The organism is Phenylobacterium sp., assembly GCF_016793225.1.
Taxonomy (GTDB): Bacteria; Pseudomonadota; Alphaproteobacteria; order Caulobacterales; family Caulobacteraceae; genus Phenylobacterium.
This window is the reverse complement of the sequence record NZ_JAEUMN010000103.1, coordinates 13,546-29,522: the sequence shown is the minus strand read 5'-3', so window position 1 is coordinate 29,522 and position 15,977 is coordinate 13,546. Positions and strand designations below refer to the sequence as shown.

Here is a 15,977-nt window from a genome sequence, read left to right as displayed (position 1 = left end):
CGCGACCTTACCTCAGTCCACCGGCGCGCCATCGCCGGGCAGGCCAAGCTTCGCCCACTTTTCTGTGACGGCGGCGATCGTGTCCGGATCCATGCCCAGCTTCTCGCCCCACTCGCGGTGGGTCTCGGGCGGCCATTTGTTGGTGGCGTCGAGGCCGATCTTCGAGCCCAGGCCGCTCTCGGGCGAGGCGAAGTCCAGGTAGTCGATGGGGGTGTTCTCGACGACGGTGATGTCGCGGGCGGGGTCCATCCGGGTGGAGATGGCCCACATCACGTCCTTCCAGTCGCGGGCGTCGATGTCGTCGTCCACGACGATCACCCACTTGGTGTACATGAACTGCCGAAGGTAGCTCCAGACGCCCATCATCACGCGCTTGGCGTGGCCCGGGTAGCCCTTCTTCATCGACACCACGGCGATGCGGTAGCTGCAGCCCTCGGGCGGCAGCCAGAAGTCGACGATCTCGGGAAACTGCTGGCGGATCAGCGGGATGAACACCTCGTTCAGCGCCTCGCCCAGCACCGAGGGCTCGTCCGGCGGGCGGCCGGTGAAGGTGGTCAGGTAGATGGGGTCCCTGCGCAGGGTGACGCAGGTCACCTCGAACACCGGGAAGCGCTCCACCGAGTTGTAGTAGCCGGTGTGGTCGCCGTAGGGGCCCTCGTCGGCGTACTCGTCGAGGTGGACGAGGCCTTCCAGCACGATCTCGGCCTGGGCGGGAACCATCAGGGGCACGGTCTTCGCCGGCACGAGGTCGAGCTTGGCCCCGCGGAGCAGGCCGGCGAACTGGTACTCGGAGAGCGTGTCGGGCACCGGCGTGACGGCGGCCAGGATCGTGCCCGGATCGGCCCCGATGACGGCGCAGGCGGGCAGCGGCTCGCGCCGTCCTTCCGCCTTCCAGCGGCGGTGGTGCTGGGCGCCGCCGCGGTGGGCCAGCCAGCGCATGATGGTGCGGTCCTTGCCGATCACCTGCATGCGGTAGATGCCGAGGTTGTAGTCGTCCTCCCGGGAGTCGGACGGCCCCTTGGTGACCACCAGCGGCCAGGTGATGAGCGGCGCGGGCTCGCCGGGCCAGCAGGTCTGGATCGGCAGCTTCGACAGGTCGATCTGGTCGCCCCTCCAGACCACCTCCTGCACCGGCGCGGTCTTGCGCACATTGGGGCGCATGCCCATCACGGTGCGGGCCAGGGGCAGCATGTCCCAGGCGTCCTTGAGGCCGCGCGGCGGCTCGGGCTGGCGCAGGAAGGCCAGGAGTTCGCCCACCTCGCGCAGTTCGCCGGCGGTCGTCCGTTCCTTGCCCTCGAGGGTCACGCCCATGGCCACGCGCCTGACCGTACCGAACAGGTTGACGAGGCAGGGCATCCCCGACGGCTGGCCGTCGGCGCGCACGGGGTTCTCGAACAGGACCGCCGGGCCGCCCGTGGCCAGAAGGCGGCGCTGGATCTCGGTCATCTCCAGGACGGTGGAGACCGGCTCGGTCACGCGCACCAGCTCGCCGGCGGCTTCCAGTTTGGCGATGAAGTCGCGCAGCGAGCGGTAGGCCATGCGCGCCCGTTTACCCGCGCGGCCGAACCGGGTCTAGGATGGGGCCCAAGGAGCAGAGATGGCCCGCCTCGACCTCGACGACCTGCCGCCGCGCATCGCGGCGCTGCTCACAGACCTGCCGGAGGGCGAGGAGGTCATGCTGGTGCAGCACGGCGCCGTGGTGGGCCGGCTGACCGCGGGCGCGCCGCCGCAAGCCGAGGAGACCCACCCCGAGATGGAGCCCGACCAGAAGATGCGCGAGGTGTTCGAGAACTTCCGCTCGGCGATCGAGGACGAGTTTTGAGCGCCGCCGTGCGCGAGGGCGTCGCGAAGAGCGCCCGCCACCAGAGCGCCTACCTGGCCGCCGGCCCGGAGGGGGCGACGCCGATCGTCTTCATCCACGGCTGGCCCGAGCTCTCGATCTCGTGGCGGCATCAGCTGCCGGTGTTCGGCGGCCTGGGCTTCCACGCCGTGGCGCCCGACATGCGCGGCTACGGACGCTCCTCGGTCTATCCGCGGCACGAGGACTACGCGGTCGAGCACGCCACCGCCGACATGATCGAACTCCTGGACCACCTGGGGGCCGAGAAGGCCGTCTGGGTCGGCCACGACTGGGGCGCGCCCGTCGCCTGGAGCCTCGCCCAGCATCACCCCGAGCGGACCCACGGCGTGGCGACGCTGTGCGTGCCCTACATGCCCGACGGCTTCGCGCCCGAGACGATCATCCCGCTGGTGAACCGCGACATCTATCCCGAGGCCGAGCTGCCGGCGGGCCAGTGGGACTACATGCTCTACTACCGCGAGAACTTCGCGGCGGCCTGCGCGGGGTTCGAGGCGAACCCGCGGGCGTTCGTGAAGCTGGCGTTCCGGGCGGGGAGCCCGGCCGGCAAGGGCCAGCCCGCGGGCACGGCGTTCACCCGCGCCAACAACGGCTGGTTCGGCGGGGCGGCGCCGCCCGACGTGCCGCGCGACGAGACGGTGCTGACCCAGGCCGACGAGGACGCCTACGCCGAGTCCCTGGGCCGCAACGGCTTCTTCGGACCCGACAGCTGGTACATGAACGGCCCGGCCAACATGGCCTTCGCCGCCCGCGCCAATCCGCGGCTGGAGATGCCGGCGCTCTTCCTGCACGCGGCCTACGACTACATCTGCGAGACGATGGATTCGCGGCTGCCCGAGCCGATGCGCGCCCACTGCGCCGATCTGACGGAGGCGGTGGTGGAGTCGGGCCACTGGATGGCCCAGGAGAAGCCGCGGGAGGTCAACGCCGCCCTGGCGAAGTGGCTGGCGGCGAAGCTGCCGCACCTCTGGTGACGGTTCCGTCCGGGCGGGCGAGGCTCTACCCTGCCGAAAACAACGGGGGGAACGTGATGGGCCGGACGATCGTGGCGGGGATGCTGGCGGCGCTGGTCGCGCTGCCGGCCGGGGCGGCCGAGACCAGGTACCGGGCCGAGGTGATCCGCACCGCCTACGGGGCGCCGCACGTGATCGCCCGCGACTACGGCGGCCTGGGCTACGGCGGCGGCTACGCCTCGGCGCAGGACAACTTCTGCGACTTCGCCGAGCGGCAGATGACCGTGAACGCCCAGCGCGCCCGCTACCTGGGCCCGGGCGAGAAGAACGCCAACGTCGTCAGCGACCTCTACCACCAGCACCTGATCCAGACGGGCCGGCTCGAGGCGCTGCTCGCGGGCCGCGGCCAGCCCTCGCCGCAGGCCCGCGCGCTGGCCCGCGGCTTCATCGCCGGGATCAACCGCTACGTCCGCGACGTGGGCGTGGCCAACCTGCCGGACGCCCGCTGCCGCGGCGCGGCCTGGGTGCGGACGTACGACGAGATGGACTACTGGCGCTCGGTCGTGGCCACCCAGCAGCCGACCTTCATGGCCGGCGTCGTGGCCGCCGCGCCGCCGGGCGCGCCGGACCTGCCCGGCCTGCAGGCGCCGGCCGAGCGCTCGCCGGTTCCGGAGGGCCAGGGCAGCAATGCGTATGCGCTCGGGCGCGAGGCGACGAAGAGCGGCCGGGGCGTCCTGCTGGGCAATCCGCACTATCCGTGGGACGGCATCAACCGCTTCGTCCGGATGCACCTGATCATCCCGGGCCGGCTCAACATCGTGGGCGCCGGCCTGCAGAACAGTCCGACGATCGGCATCGGCCACAACCGCTGGATCGCCTGGACGCACACCGTCTCGACCGCGCGCCGCTTCGGCCTGTTCGAACTGACGCTCGATCCGAAGGACCCCACCGCCTACCTCTACGAGGGCCGGTCCGTGCCGATGACGCGCACGGCGGTCACCGTGCAGGTGAAGACCGACAGCGGCCTGACGCCGGTCACGCGCACCTTCTACGGCACCCGGTTCGGCCAGGTGGTGGAGAACGCCGGGCCCCCGGCGACGCCCTGGACGGCGCAGCGGGCCTATGCCGTCCGCGACGCCGGCCCCGACCTGCGCGGGATCGACCAGTATCTCGAGATGTACCAGGCCCGCGGCGTCCGCCAGCTCGCCGCGACGCTGGCGAAGTTCCAGGCCGCCGGGTTCAACACGACCGCCGTGGACGCCTCGGGAGAGGCCTACTACGGCGACGTCGGCGCTCTGCCCTATGTCACGGACGCCAAGGCCGAGGCCTGCACGGTTTCCGAGATGGCCAGGACGCTGTGGCGGACCCAGCGGCTGCCGATCCTCGACGGCTCGCGCGCCGCCTGCGACTGGGACTCCGACCCGCGCGCGGTCGCCCCGGGCATCTTCCCGCCCCAGGTCCTGCCGCAGCTCTTCCGCTCGGACTACACGAGCAACTCCAACGACAGCTACTGGCTCACCAACCCCAAGGCGCCGCTGACCGGCTATCCGCGCATCCTCGGCGACGAGGCGACCGCGCGATCCCTGCGCACGCGGCTGAGCCTGAAGCTGATCGAGGACCGGCTGGCCGGGCGTGACGGCCTGGGCGCTGCGAAGTTCGACCTGGCCAGCGTCCAGGGCGTGCTGTTCAACAACCGGAACCTGGGCGCCGAGATCACCCGCGACCGGCTGGTCGGGCTCTGCCGCAAGGCCGCGTCCGGGCCGCACCCGGACCTCGCCGACGCCTGCCGGGCCCTCGAGGCCTGGGACCTGAAGGTCGACCTGGACAGCCGCGGCGCCCACGTCTTCCGGCTGTTCGCCGACAAGGGCGGCCTCGTCTTCAAGGTCCCGTTCGATCCGGCCGATCCGGTCAACACCCCGCACACCCTGGATGTGGACGACCCCAAGGTGCTGACCGCCCTGGTCGAGGCGGTGAAGCAGCTTCGGACGCTGGGCATCCCCATGGACGCCCCGCTGCGGCAGGTGCAGACCGAGCCGCGGGCGGGGGGCGAGCGCATCCCGATCCACGGCGGGCCGGGGCCGGAGGGCGTGTTCAACGTGATCACGCCCGTCGACCTGAAGCCCGGCCTCGGCTGGACCAAGATCCGCCACGGCTCGAGCTGGATCATGACGGTGGAGTTCACCGACAAGGGCCCCGTCAGCCAGGGCGTGCTGAGCTACTCCCAGTCCACCAATCCGGACTCGCCGCACGCGGCCGACCAGACCCGGCTCTATTCGCGGAAGGGCTGGGACGACCTGCGGTTCACGGAGGCCGCGGCGCGCCGGGACGCGGTGTCGCGGGTGGTTCTGACGGGGCCCTGAGGCGCGCCGTCAGTCCTCGAGGCTGTAGCCGAGCTTCAGGGTGACCTGGAAGTGCGCGACCTGGCTGCCCTCGACATGCCCGCGCACCTCCTTGACCTCGAACCAGCGGATGTGACGCCGGTTCTCCGACGCCTTGGTGATCGCCTGCCGGATCGCGTCGTCGATCGAGGTCTCCGACGAGCCGACGATCTCGCTGACGCCGTAGGTGTTGTCCGCGGTCATGCTTGCTCCTTCCTTGTGCGGAGGGAGGAAGGCGCGGACGGCGCAGGTGGTTCCCGGCGCGGCCGGAAGGTTCAATCAACCTCGCCCAAGGCGTCGTCGAGGGCGTCCAGGAACAGGTCGGCGTGCTCGCGGGTGAAGACCAGCGGCGGGCGCACCTTCAGGATGTTGGCGTGCGGACCGGTGGCGCTCACCAGCACCCGGCGGCGGCGCAGGCCGTTGACGACCTGGGCGGCGGCGGCGCTCGCGGGCCGCCCCTCGTGCGCAAGCTCCACGCCGAGGAAGAGGCCGGCGCCGCGGACCTCGGCGATCAGCGGCTGGCGCCGGGACAGCGTCTCGAGCCCGGCCTTGAGGTAGGCGCCCACCGCGGCCGCATTGGCCATCAGGCCCTCGTCCTCGATCACGTCCAGCACCGCCATGCCCACGGCGCAGGAGACCGGGTTGCCGCCGAAGGTGTTGAAGTAGCGGCAGCTCTGCCCGAACGGCGCCAGCACCTCGGGGCGGGCGACGAGGCCGGCGACCGGATGGCCGTTGCCCATGGGCTTGCCCATGGTCACCAGGTCGGGCACCACGCCGTGCCGCTGGAAGCCCCAGAAGGCCTCGCCCGTGCGGCCGAAGCCGGGCTGCACCTCGTCGGCGATGAAGATCGCCCCGGCCTCGCGCGCGGCGGCGGCCGCCGCAGCCAGGAATCCGGCCGGGCCGTCGTAGACGCCGTCGCTGGAGAAGATGGTGTCGACCAGCAGGGCCGAGGGCGCATGCCCGGCCGCCCGCAGGTCCTCGAAGGCGGCGCGCACGTCACGCGCGAAGCGCTCGGCCACGCCGGCGTCCCCGCCCCGCGGCGCGGGCACGGTGCGCACGTTCGGCCCCAGCGCCACGTAGGCGCCGAGCGACGGGGAGAGCTCGGCCACCGCCTGGGTGACGCCGTGGTAGGCGAGCTCGGTCACCACCACGCCGGTCCCGCCCGTCCGCGCCCGCGCGATGCGCAGCGCCAGGTCGTTCGCCTCGCTGCCCGTGCAGGTGAACATCACCTGGCTGAGCGGGGCGGGGAACAGGGCCGCCAGCCGTTCGGCATAGGCGACGACGCCGTCGGTCAGGTAGCGCGTGTGGGTGTTCAGCACGGCCGCCTGCCGCGCCATCGCGTCCACCACCCGCAGGTGGCAGTGCCCCACCGAGGCGACGTTGTTGTAGGCGTCGAGATAGGCCGCGCCCTCGGCGTCGTAGAGCCACACGCCCTCGCCGCGCACGAGGTGCAGCGGCTCTTCGTAGAACAGGCGGTAGGCGGGCCCCAGGACCCGTTCGCGCCGGGCGATCAGCGCCTGCGCCTCTGGCGAGAGGCTCTCGGCGGCGCCCGCGTAGGCGTTGATCATGGTCATCGGCGGAGCTCCGTTGCGCAGGCCGCGCGGACCGCCGCGTCGAACGCGGCGCGGCCGGCGTGCGCCAGCCGCTCGAGGCCGGTCACCGCGGCCGGATGGTTGCGCAGGATGTACTCGGCGTTCTCGGGGTAGCGTCCGGCGCGCCACTCCGAGATCAGCACGGAAGTGGCCATCCGCATCGCCACGAGATCGTACAGCGTCTCGAGCTCGGCGGGCGCCAGCGGCAGGGCGGCGTGGTAGGCGGCCACGTAGTCGCACAGCGCCTCGAGGCCGTGCGCCAGCTGGTAGCTCGCGGCGATCGCCGTGTCGCACACCCGGGGCGTGGCGACCATGTCGCCGAAGTCGAGGATCCCGCAGACGCGGTCGGTGTCGTCGGGATCGACCACGACATTGTGGGGGTTCAGGTCGTTGTGGACGACCTGCGCCGGCAGGCCGGGCAGAATGGGCGCGACGCGAGCCTCGAAGCGATCCAGGGCCGCCTCGGCCAGGGCGCGCCGACCCGCGTCGCCCACGAACGGGAGCAGGCGCCGCAGCGACGGGGCCTGCTTCAGGTCCCACAGGAGCACGTGGTCCTGGGCCGGATGGGAAAAGCCCTGGAGGGCGAGCGTCAGGCGCGCGTGGGCCGCCCCCAGGGAGCGGCGCTGCGCCGGCGTCGACGCCGCGCGGTGCAGCATGACGCCCGGCAGGAACGTCAGCAGCCGGACGATCTGGTCGCCCGCCGGCCCGGGCAGCACGGCGCTGAGCGCGCCCGAGGCGGTCGGGACCACCCGCTGCACGGCGGCGCCGGGGTCGGCCGCCGCCACGTGCCGCAGCGCCAGGGTCTGCATCTCGGAGACGGCGGGGTCCTCGGCGGCGTTGGTGATCTTCAGCACGTACTCGGCGCCGTCGCGGGCCCGCAGGTGGAAGTTCTGGTCGCGCTCGCTGACGAGCGGCCGCGCCTGCGCGGCCAGTCCGTAGACGTCGAGCGCCAGCGCTTCGGCGGCGGCGGTCGAGAGGCTGGCGGGCGGGCTTTCGAGCGCGCTGGCGGTCATGAACGCGCCGGCGGCACCGCACGATCGACGAACGCGATCAGCCGCTCGCTCAGCGCCTCGACGCTGACCGGCCCGTCCCGGTGGTACCAGTGGGGAATCCAGTTCATGGCCCCGAAGACGAACATCGAGGTCAGCTTGACGTCGTCGCAGACGAGCGTCCCGTCCCGCGCGCCCTCTTCCAGGATCTCGCGCAGCATGCCGTCGATCTGGCGTCGCCCGCCCACCACCTCGGCGCGGTTCTCGGGCCCGAGCGCATTCGTCCCCGTCATCACCAGGCAGGTGCCGAAGTCGTCGACGACCATCCGCACGTAGCGGCGCAGGAACTCGTGCAGCCGCTCGCGGGCCGTGCCGGAGCCCGGCGGCGGCATCGGCGTCTCGCCGTCGGTGATCGCCTCGATCCCCAGGCGATGACACTCGAAGAGGATCTCGTCCTTGCTGCGGAAGTAGTAGTAGAGCGTCGGCTTGGAGATGTTCAGCTCGTCGGCGATGTCGGCCAGCGTCGTCTCGTGGAATCCCCGCTGCGTATAGATCCGCGCCGCGGTGCGCAGCACCACCTGTCGCTTCAGTTCGAACTGCTCGCCACGGTCCTGGATGGCCTCGCCCCATGGCCGCTTCGGCGTCGCCTTCGGCATCCCAACTCCCATTCCGGCGCAAACCCGAACGCCCCTCTAGCCGATAATACCCATTGACAGTCATTCGACTAGAGAGATGACATATCGACCGATCGGTTGTCAGTTCGACCCGCGAGTCGAACGACGCCGCAGCCGGAGGCGGGGAGGCGTTCGTGGAGACGGTCGCGAGCTGCGTGGCGGGGGGCGTGGGCGTGGCGTCGGCAGCGCGCGGAGATGCGAGCCCGGACGCGTTGCTGAGCCAGCTCTACCGAAGCGAGGCCGAGGGCCTGCGGCGATACCTCACGCGCCTGCTCAAGGCGCCGGCGGACGCCGAGGACGTCGCGCAGGAGGCGTTCCTGCGCCTGCATCGGTGTGGCGACCTTTCGGCCTACGACCATCCGCGCGCGGTGCTGTTCAAGACCGCCTACCGGCTCGCGCTGAACCGCGTCCGCAGCCGCCGCTCGGGCGTGATCGACCGCGCCCTGCCGATCCCGCGCGAGGCCGCGCTGCCGCCGGCGCCGACCCCGTCGGCGGAGGAGGACCTGATCTCGCGCGAGCGGGACCGCGCCTACGCGAGCGCCCTGGCGAGCCTGCCGCCCCGCTGCCGCGAGGTCATCGAGCTCCGGACGCTGCAGGAGCTGTCGTACAAGCAGATGTCGGATAGCCTCGGCATCTCGGTGAGCACGCTGGAGAAGCACCTGGTGCGCGGCAAGCGCATCTGCGCCGAGGCGTTGGCGGGTTGGACATCGGGCGCCGGCCAGGCGCTCGCGGCCTGACGCGCACAGGAGGAATGGCCATGTCTGACGCTCTCGACGCGCCGCCCATCGCCTATTTCCCCGAGATCCGCACGCTTGCGGACGCGCCGCGCTTCCATGGCCGCACGCGCGGCGCCGCGCCGGCCTTCCACTTCGAGGGGGAGACCCTCACCTACGCCCAGTTCGACCGCCGGACGAGCCAGGTGGCCAACGGCCTTCTCGCCGAGGGCGTCCGGCACGGCTCGCGCATCGCCTACCTGGGCAAGAACTCGGCGGCCTATTTCGAGCTCCTGTTCGGCGCCGCCCGCATCGGCGCGGTGCTGGCGCCGGTGAACTGGCGGCTCGCGGCGCCCGAGGTGGTCTACATCGTCCGCGACGCCGAGGCCGAGCTGCTGTTCGTGGACGACCATTGCCTGGCGCTGGGGCGGCACGCCGCGGCGGAGGTCCCCGCCATCCGCAAGATCATCGCCATGGACGGCGGGGCGCCGGGCCACGAGAGCTATGCCGGATGGCGCGACCACCAGGGCGCCGGGGACCAGGCGGTGAAGGTCGATCCCGACGACGTGGCGATCCAGCTCTACACCTCCGGCACCACCGGGCGGCCGAAGGGCGTGCAGCTGGCGCACCGGGTCTTCTTCGCGTTCAACGCCTACGCCGGCGAGAACCCCGGCGCCTTCGGGCCGGACATGTCGTGGAACAGGTGGAACTCCGACGACGTGAGCCTGGTGGCCATGCCGGTCTTCCACATCAGCGGCACGGGCTGGGGCGTCGTGGGCGTCTACGCCGGGGCCTTCACCGTGGTGCTGCGCGAGTTCGAGAACGCCGCCGTGATCCAGGCGATCCGCAACTTCCGGGTCTCGAAGACGGTGCTGGTGCCGACCACCATCCAGATGATGCTGGATTATCCGGGCGTCAGCCGGGCGGACTTCGCCTCGATGACCGACTTCCTCTACGGGGCCTCGCCGATCCCGCTGGACCTCCTCCAGAAGGCGGTGGACGCCTTCGGGTGCGGGTTCGTCCAGCTCTACGGCATGACCGAGACGTGCGGCGCGGTCACCTACCTGCCGGCCGCGGACCACGTGGCCGGGAACCCGCGCATGCGCTCGGCCGGCAAGCCGATCCCGGGCGCCGAGATCCGCATCCTGGACCCCGAGAGCGACGCCGAGCGCCCGACCGGCGAGGTGGGCGAGATCTGCATCCGCGCGCCCACCACCATGCGCGGCTACTGGAAGCAGCCGGACGAGACGGCGCGGGTGATCCGCGAGGGCGGCTGGGTGCGCAGCGGCGACGCCGGCTACCTGGACGAGGACGGCTATCTCTTCATCCGGGACCGCGTGAAGGACATGATCGTGTCCGGCGGGGAGAACGTCTATCCGGCCGAGGTGGAGAACGCGATCTACGGCCATCCCGCCGTGGCCGAGGTGGCGGTGATCGGCGTGCCCGACGCCAAGTGGGGCGAGGCGGTGAAGGCGGTGGTGGCGCTCAAGCCGGGGCAGGCCGCGGATCCCGACAGCATCGTGGGCTGGGCCCGCGAGCGGATCGCCGGCTACAAGGTCCCCAAGTCGGTCGACTTCGTCGACGCCCTGCCGCGCAACGCCTCGGGCAAGGTGCTGAAGCGCGACCTGCGCGAGCCCTACTGGGCCGGTCACGAACGGCGGGTGAACTGAGGTGACCGAGCTCGAACGGATGCTGATCGAGCACGCCTGCCAGAAGCTGCAGATGCTCTATGGCGTCCACGCCGACCGCGGGGAGGTGGAGGCCTTCACCCAGCTCTTCGCGGCCGACGGTTCCGTGGCGGTCCCCGAGGCGCCCGCCTTCGTGGGACACGCGGCCATCCGGGCCTCGATGCAGGCGCTGGCCGACCAGGGGATCGCCATGCGCCACGTGATGACCAACCCGGTGGTGCACGTGGTCGACGCCGACCGCGCCACCGGCTCCTGCTACCTCACCGTCTACAACAGCGCCGCCGAGCCCGACGCGGCCGGGATCCGTCCCGTGGCGCTGCCGGCGACGGTGGGCGAGTATGCCGACGTGTTCCGGCGCACGGACGAGGGCTGGCGCTTCCAGTCGCGCGTCCTGACCCGCGTGTTCCGGCCGTCGCCGCCGAGCTGAGCCGGCCTGGCGGGTCCGCCCGCCGGGCGTGTCCTTGCAATGAGGGAGGCGCGCACCCCGCCTCCGGGAGGTGAGCTGCGATGGAAATCCAGGACTGGAAGTCGATGGCCGGCATGGCCGGTGTCTACCGCAAGGCCCGCGAGCTGGGGCTGGAGACCAACATCGCCGAGCTGGAGACCTTCGGCTTCACGGTCATCGAGCCCGAGAAGACGGGCGCCCCGGCCGGCTTCGCCCAGCGCCTGCTCGACAAGGTGATGGAGATCGCCCGGCAGGAGGACGACCTCGCGGTCGAGCTCAACAAGCACTCGGACGCCGAGAAGCCGGCCTACGGGCGGCAGCTGTTCCACCTGCTGGAGCGCGACCCGGTCTTCGTCGAGGCGCTGATGAACCCCGCGGTGCGCACCATGGGCAGCTACATGATGGGCCTGAGCTACCGGCTGTTCAGCATGGTGGCGTTCGTGAAGGAGGGGTCCGCGCGCTCGACCCACATGCACACCGACTCCGTGGGCGTGCCGACCCCGCTGCCGGCCTATGGCGCGGTCTGCAACGTGAGCTGGATCCTCACCGACTACACCCCCGAGAACGGCACCCTGGGCATGGTCCCGGGCAGCCATCGCAACTGCCGCCATCCCACCGAGTTCGAGCAGCCGAAGTTCATCGGCGGCGGCATGGACGACTCCATGGTGACGCCGGTCATGGCCAAGCCCGGGTCGCTCGCGGTCTTCACCGGCAACACCTGGCACTGCACCTACCCCAAGACGAGCGACGGGGTGCGCGCGCACATCGCCACGGCCTTCTGCCGCAACTACATGAACCCGGCCGAGAGCTACGACGACATGCCGGACGCGCTGATCGCGCCGCACGGTCCCGAGCTCGCGCGCCTGCTCGGCCGCAACGCCTGGCAGGGCTACCGCGCCGAGGGCCCCAAGCTCGAGAACATGGCCCTGGTCCGGGCCGCCTATCAGAGCCAGTACGGTTGAGGACGCCATGAGCAAGGTCGAATTCGCCAGCCGCGAGTGGCTGGCCGCGCTGCGGTCGATGCTGGACCGCTACACGGCCCTCGCCGGGCCGGACACGACGCTCAGCATCTGCGAGGTGTTCACCGGCGTGCCCCCGCACCTGGACGCCGGCGGCGACGGGCGCATCGCCTGGCACTGCCGGATCGAGGGCGGCAAGGTCACGGTCTTCGCGGACGGCGAGATCGACGACGCCGACATCAAGACGGTGGCCGACTACCACTTCATCCTGCCGTTCGCGCGGATGAAGCTCGAGCCGGGCACGACCGACGAGTACCAGCGCCAGCAGGCCGAGGGCGCGCGCCTCGGCAAGGTGAAGCACGAGGGCGACCGCTCGAAGGTTCCCCCGGCCTTCTACGGCATGCACAATGAACTGGCCGAAATGACCGCGTGAGGCGGCAGGAGGAACCCGTGAGCTGGGACTACATGATCTACGAGACGCCCGAGCCGGGTATCGCGCGCATCGTCATGAACCGGCCCGAGGCCGCCAACGCCCAGGACAGCCAGTTCCTCTACGAACTGAACGCCGCGTTCGACCAGGCCGCCCGCGACGACGACGTGCGGGTGATCATCCTGGCCGCCAACGGCAAGCACTTCTCGTCGGGCCACGACATCCGCGAGACCAACCACCACGACAACCAGGAGCGCTACGCGCCCGTCACGCCCTACCAGCAGCACCGGCGCCCCGGCGCCGAGGGCCGCATGTCGCGCGAGGAGGAGCTGTACACCGGACTGTCCGAGCGGTGGCGCAACATCCCGAAGGTCACCATCGCCGCCGTCCAGGGCAAGTGCGTGTCGGGCGGCCTCCTGCTGTGCTGGCCCTGCGACCTGATCGTGGCCAGCGACGACGCCCAGTTCATCGAGGTGACCGTCGCCATGGGCATCGCCGGCGTGGAGTGGTTCGCCCACCCGTGGGAGATGAACGCCCGCAAGGCCAAGGAAATGCTGCTCACCGGCGATCCCATCGGCGCCGAGGAAGCCCGGCAGCTGGGGATGGTGAACCGGGTCGTGCCGCGCGCGGACCTGCCCGAGGCGACGCTGGAGCTCGCCCGCAAGATCGCCCGCCAGCCCAGCTTCGCGACCCGCATGGCGAAGCTCGCCGTGAACTCGGCCCAGGACGCCCAGGGCCGGCACTCCGCGATGCAGACCGCCTTCGCGCTGCACCAGCTGCAGCACAGCCACTGCATGGAGGTCTACGGGCTGCCCGTCTATCCCGGCGGCATCCACGCGGGCGTGAAGAAGAGCTACGCCGAGGGCGAGGAGCCCTTCCGCGCGCCCACCCCCGCCAAGGCCTGAACCGCGCCCTCCACGCGGAATGGCGGGTTCCGCCGAACGCCGTGTCCTTGAGGTTGGACGAGCCGCAAAGGCCGTCCCAACGAGGGGGCGACGGAGATGTCGGATCGGAACGGGAGTTTCGCGCGCGGAACCCAGCGCGGGGCGCTGCTGTCGGGCGCGGCGCTGGCGCTCGTCATGGGCGGGCCTGCGCTCGCACAGACGGCGGGTGAGACCGAGGCCGCCACGGTCGAGACCGTGGTGGTGACCGCCCAGAGGCGGGTCGAGGAGAACATCAAGGTCCCGGTGGCGGTCACCGCCGTCGGCGCGGCCGAGATCCAGAACATCACCGCCGGCTTCGTGACGGACATCGCCATCAAGGCGCCGAACGTCACCATGACGCCGGGCACCAACTCGCCGGTGATCCAGATCCGCGGCGTGAGCTCGCAGAGCAACATCAACGCCGGATTCCCGCCCGCCGTGGGCGTCTACGTGGACGAGGTCTACCAGGGCCGCGATCCGACCTTCAACACCATCCTCAACGACGTCCAGCGGGTCGAGGTGCTGCGCGGGCCGCAGGGGACGCTCTACGGAAAGAACACCATCGGCGGGGCGATCAACATCGTCACGGCCGAGCCGTCCAACACCTTCACCGCCTTCGGCGACGTCAGCTACGGCAACTACGACTTCATCCAGGGCCGCGCGACCGTGGCCGGGGCGATCGTGCCGGACCTGCTGATGGTCCGCCTGTCGGCCACCCACCGCCAGCGCGACGGCTACATGCGCAACACCGTCACGGGCGAGAAGCTGAACGACATCAACTCGGACGGCTTGCGCCTGGTGCTGGCGTCGCGGCCCAGCGAGCAGCTGCGCCTGCGGTTCTCGGCCGACTACTTCACGGAGAGCGGCACCAGCGCGCTGGAGACCGGCCCGGCCAACTTCCCGGCGCCGACCCCGGCGGTCCTGGCGGCGATCCCGCGGCAGGACGCGGAAGACAATGTCGTCCAGCTGAACAACCCCGAGGACGCGCACCGCGAGCTCTGGGGCTACATGGGCCGGCTGGACTACAGCTTCAGCGGCGCCGAGTTCACCTCGATCACCGCCTGGCGCAGCTACATCGCCACCTTCGTCGACGACAGCGACGGCCTGCCCCTGGACGCCTTCGACGTGGGCCGCGACGAGAAGGGCGAGAACTTCAGCCAGGAGTTCCGGCTGACCTCGACCGGCGAGGGCCCGTTCTCGTGGATCCTGGGCGCCTACTACTACGACGAGAACACCACCAACATCCGCAAGATCCACCTGGGCGCCCAGATGCCCGTGCTGCTGACCGGCGGCATGATCCCGGGCTTCGGCGGGGAGCGGGCGCAGACCTTCTCGACCATCGACGCCAAGAGCTACGCGGCCTTCGCCTCGGGCACGTGGCAGATCGCGCCGAAGGTGCGCCTGGCCGGCGGCATCCGCTGGACCCACGAGAAGAAGGACTTCTTCTACAGCCAGGTCCCGACCCAGACGTTCCTCAACCTGCCCAACGGCCTGCTGATCTCGAACTTCGCGGTTCGCATCCCGGCCGTGCGCGACACCTACAAGGACAGCCGCTGGACCGGCGACGTCAGCGTCTCGTACGACTTCACCGACGAGCAGACGGCCTATCTGAAGTACAGCCGCGGCTTCAAGGCGGGCGGCTTCCAGACCGACGTCATCTCGCCGCCGTTCAACGCGGCCGACCCGCTGGGCTTCGATCCCGAGACGGTCAACAACTACGAGGCCGGGTACAAGGCCTACTTCTTCGACCGCCGCCTGAGCCTGAACCTCGCCGCCTTCTATCTGAAGTGGAACGACAAGCAGGAGCAGATCTTCACGGGCCTGTCGTTCCTGATCCGCAACGCCGCCACCGCCTCCAGCCGCGGGCTCGAGATCGAGCTGACCGCGCGCCCCACGCGCAACCTGCTGCTGGACGCCAACGCGGCCTACCTGAAGGCCAAGTACGACAGCTTCCCCACCAGCCCGGCGCTGGAGGGCGAGCGCTTCCAGCTCACGCCCAAGTACACGGGCAGCCTGGGGGCGCAGTACACCTACCCGATCGCCGACGGTCTGGAGCTGTTCGTGCGCGGCGACCTGAACCACCGCAGCAGCAGCTACCTGCTGCCCAACGCCACCACGCGGCTGAACATCGAGGCGCTGACCACCATCAACGGCCGCCTGGGCGTGCAGTCGCAGGACGGCGGCTGGGGCGCCTACCTCTGGGGCAAGAACATCAACAACGACAAGGTGCTGGGCTCGGGCTCGCTGTTCCCCTTCCCGCGGGCGCAGATCACGACCCGCGCGCCGGGCTTCGGCCGCACCTACGGCGTCGAGTTGCGCAAGACGTTCTGAGCGCGAAACCTGTCGCCGGGGCCGCAGCGCGGCGGCCCCGGACC

15 protein-coding genes are annotated in these 15,977 nt (G+C 71.0%); 10 read left to right on the top strand and 5 right to left on the bottom strand.

What is annotated here, in order from left to right; translation table 11 throughout:
- Positions 1-12: 12 nt before the first annotated feature.
- Positions 13-1,539 carry a UbiD family decarboxylase gene (locus JNK30_RS12095; RefSeq protein WP_293482492.1) on the bottom strand — a complete coding sequence of 509 codons (1,527 nt, stop codon included), beginning with the start codon at positions 1,537-1,539 and terminating at the stop codon, positions 13-15.
- Positions 1,540-1,597: 58 nt separating this feature from the next.
- On the opposite strand from JNK30_RS12095, the gene JNK30_RS12090 reads away from it, so the two are divergent.
- Genes JNK30_RS12090 through JNK30_RS12080 form a run of 3 tightly spaced genes read left to right on the top strand, consistent with a single transcriptional unit; the run spans position 1,598 to position 5,171 of the window.
- Positions 1,598-1,822 carry a hypothetical protein gene (locus JNK30_RS12090; RefSeq protein WP_293482491.1) on the top strand — a complete coding sequence of 75 codons (225 nt, stop codon included), beginning with the start codon at positions 1,598-1,600 and terminating at the stop codon, positions 1,820-1,822.
- Entirely contained in the window at positions 1,819-2,832 is a 1,014-nt protein-coding gene (locus tag JNK30_RS12085; protein WP_293482490.1) for an alpha/beta hydrolase, read from the top strand. The genes JNK30_RS12090 and JNK30_RS12085 overlap by 4 nt, the downstream gene beginning before the upstream one ends.
- A 56-nt stretch (positions 2,833-2,888) precedes the next feature.
- Complete coding sequence (locus JNK30_RS12080) at positions 2,889-5,171, top strand: penicillin acylase family protein (RefSeq protein ID WP_293482489.1); 2,283 nt, start codon at positions 2,889-2,891, stop codon at positions 5,169-5,171.
- 9 nt (positions 5,172-5,180) lie between these two features.
- Here the strand turns inward: JNK30_RS12080 and JNK30_RS12075 are convergent, their stop codons facing one another.
- The 4 genes from JNK30_RS12075 to JNK30_RS12060 form a co-directional block, all read right to left on the bottom strand.
- Positions 5,181-5,393 (bottom strand): dodecin, encoded by a 213-nt coding sequence (locus tag JNK30_RS12075; RefSeq protein WP_293482488.1) that lies wholly within the window; start codon positions 5,391-5,393, stop codon positions 5,181-5,183.
- A gap of 71 nt (positions 5,394-5,464) precedes the next feature.
- Positions 5,465-6,763, bottom strand: coding sequence for an aspartate aminotransferase family protein (locus tag JNK30_RS12070; RefSeq protein WP_293482487.1), 1,299 nt, complete (start codon positions 6,761-6,763; stop codon positions 5,465-5,467).
- A complete protein-coding gene (locus JNK30_RS12065) occupies positions 6,760-7,794 on the bottom strand; it encodes a phosphotransferase (RefSeq protein ID WP_293482486.1) in 1,035 nt (344 codons plus the stop codon). The genes JNK30_RS12070 and JNK30_RS12065 overlap by 4 nt, the downstream gene beginning before the upstream one ends.
- Complete coding sequence (locus JNK30_RS12060; protein ID WP_293482485.1) at positions 7,791-8,426, bottom strand: TetR/AcrR family transcriptional regulator; 636 nt, start codon at positions 8,424-8,426, stop codon at positions 7,791-7,793. Before JNK30_RS12060 ends, JNK30_RS12065 begins: the two co-directional genes overlap by 4 nt.
- Positions 8,427-8,578: 152 nt before the next feature.
- Between JNK30_RS12060 and JNK30_RS12055 the strand changes: the two genes are divergently transcribed.
- From JNK30_RS12055 to JNK30_RS12025, 7 genes are all read left to right on the top strand, one after another.
- On the top strand, positions 8,579-9,181 hold the full coding sequence (locus JNK30_RS12055) for a sigma-70 family RNA polymerase sigma factor (protein ID WP_293482484.1): 603 nt from the start codon (positions 8,579-8,581) through the stop codon (positions 9,179-9,181).
- A 20-nt stretch (positions 9,182-9,201) separates the two neighbouring features.
- Positions 9,202-10,827, top strand: a complete 1,626-nt coding sequence (locus JNK30_RS12050) for a fatty acid--CoA ligase (RefSeq protein ID WP_293482483.1) — start codon at positions 9,202-9,204, stop codon at positions 10,825-10,827.
- A gap of 1 nt (position 10,828) precedes the next feature.
- Positions 10,829-11,272 carry a nuclear transport factor 2 family protein gene (locus tag JNK30_RS12045; protein WP_293482482.1) on the top strand — a complete coding sequence of 148 codons (444 nt, stop codon included), beginning with the start codon at positions 10,829-10,831 and terminating at the stop codon, positions 11,270-11,272.
- An 80-nt stretch (positions 11,273-11,352) separates the two neighbouring features.
- Positions 11,353-12,252: a phytanoyl-CoA dioxygenase family protein gene (locus tag JNK30_RS12040; protein ID WP_293482481.1), complete on the top strand. Its 900-nt coding sequence runs from the start codon at positions 11,353-11,355 to the stop codon at positions 12,250-12,252.
- Between the two features lie 7 nt (positions 12,253-12,259).
- Positions 12,260-12,682 (top strand): hypothetical protein, encoded by a 423-nt coding sequence (locus tag JNK30_RS12035; protein ID WP_293482480.1) that lies wholly within the window; start codon positions 12,260-12,262, stop codon positions 12,680-12,682.
- Positions 12,683-12,699: 17 nt separating this feature from the next.
- Entirely contained in the window at positions 12,700-13,584 is an 885-nt protein-coding gene (locus tag JNK30_RS12030) for an enoyl-CoA hydratase (protein WP_293482479.1), read from the top strand.
- A 96-nt stretch (positions 13,585-13,680) separates the two neighbouring features.
- A complete protein-coding gene (locus tag JNK30_RS12025) occupies positions 13,681-15,933 on the top strand; it encodes a TonB-dependent receptor (protein ID WP_293482478.1) in 2,253 nt (750 codons plus the stop codon).
- Positions 15,934-15,977: the final 44 nt, after the last annotated feature.

Excerpts from the sequence above, each read along its gene's own strand:
- JNK30_RS12040 (WP_293482481.1), top strand. The coding sequence starts at position 11,353 with ATGGAAATCCAGGACTGGAAGTCGATGGCCGGCATGGCCGGTGTCTAC.
- JNK30_RS12080 (WP_293482489.1), top strand. The coding sequence starts at position 2,889 with ATGGGCCGGACGATCGTGGCGGGGATGCTGGCGGCGCTGGTCGCGCTG.
- JNK30_RS12095 (WP_293482492.1), bottom strand. The coding sequence starts at position 1,539 with ATGGCCTACCGCTCGCTGCGCGACTTCATCGCCAAACTGGAAGCCGCC.
- JNK30_RS12075 (WP_293482488.1), bottom strand. The coding sequence starts at position 5,393 with ATGACCGCGGACAACACCTACGGCGTCAGCGAGATCGTCGGCTCGTCG.
- JNK30_RS12090 (WP_293482491.1), top strand. The coding sequence starts at position 1,598 with ATGGCCCGCCTCGACCTCGACGACCTGCCGCCGCGCATCGCGGCGCTG.
- JNK30_RS12050 (WP_293482483.1), top strand. The coding sequence starts at position 9,202 with ATGTCTGACGCTCTCGACGCGCCGCCCATCGCCTATTTCCCCGAGATC.
- JNK30_RS12025 (WP_293482478.1), top strand. The coding sequence starts at position 13,681 with ATGTCGGATCGGAACGGGAGTTTCGCGCGCGGAACCCAGCGCGGGGCG.
- JNK30_RS12070 (WP_293482487.1), bottom strand. The coding sequence starts at position 6,763 with ATGACCATGATCAACGCCTACGCGGGCGCCGCCGAGAGCCTCTCGCCA.
- JNK30_RS12065 (WP_293482486.1), bottom strand. The coding sequence starts at position 7,794 with ATGACCGCCAGCGCGCTCGAAAGCCCGCCCGCCAGCCTCTCGACCGCC.
- JNK30_RS12060 (WP_293482485.1), bottom strand. The coding sequence starts at position 8,426 with ATGCCGAAGGCGACGCCGAAGCGGCCATGGGGCGAGGCCATCCAGGAC.
- JNK30_RS12035 (WP_293482480.1), top strand. The coding sequence starts at position 12,260 with ATGAGCAAGGTCGAATTCGCCAGCCGCGAGTGGCTGGCCGCGCTGCGG.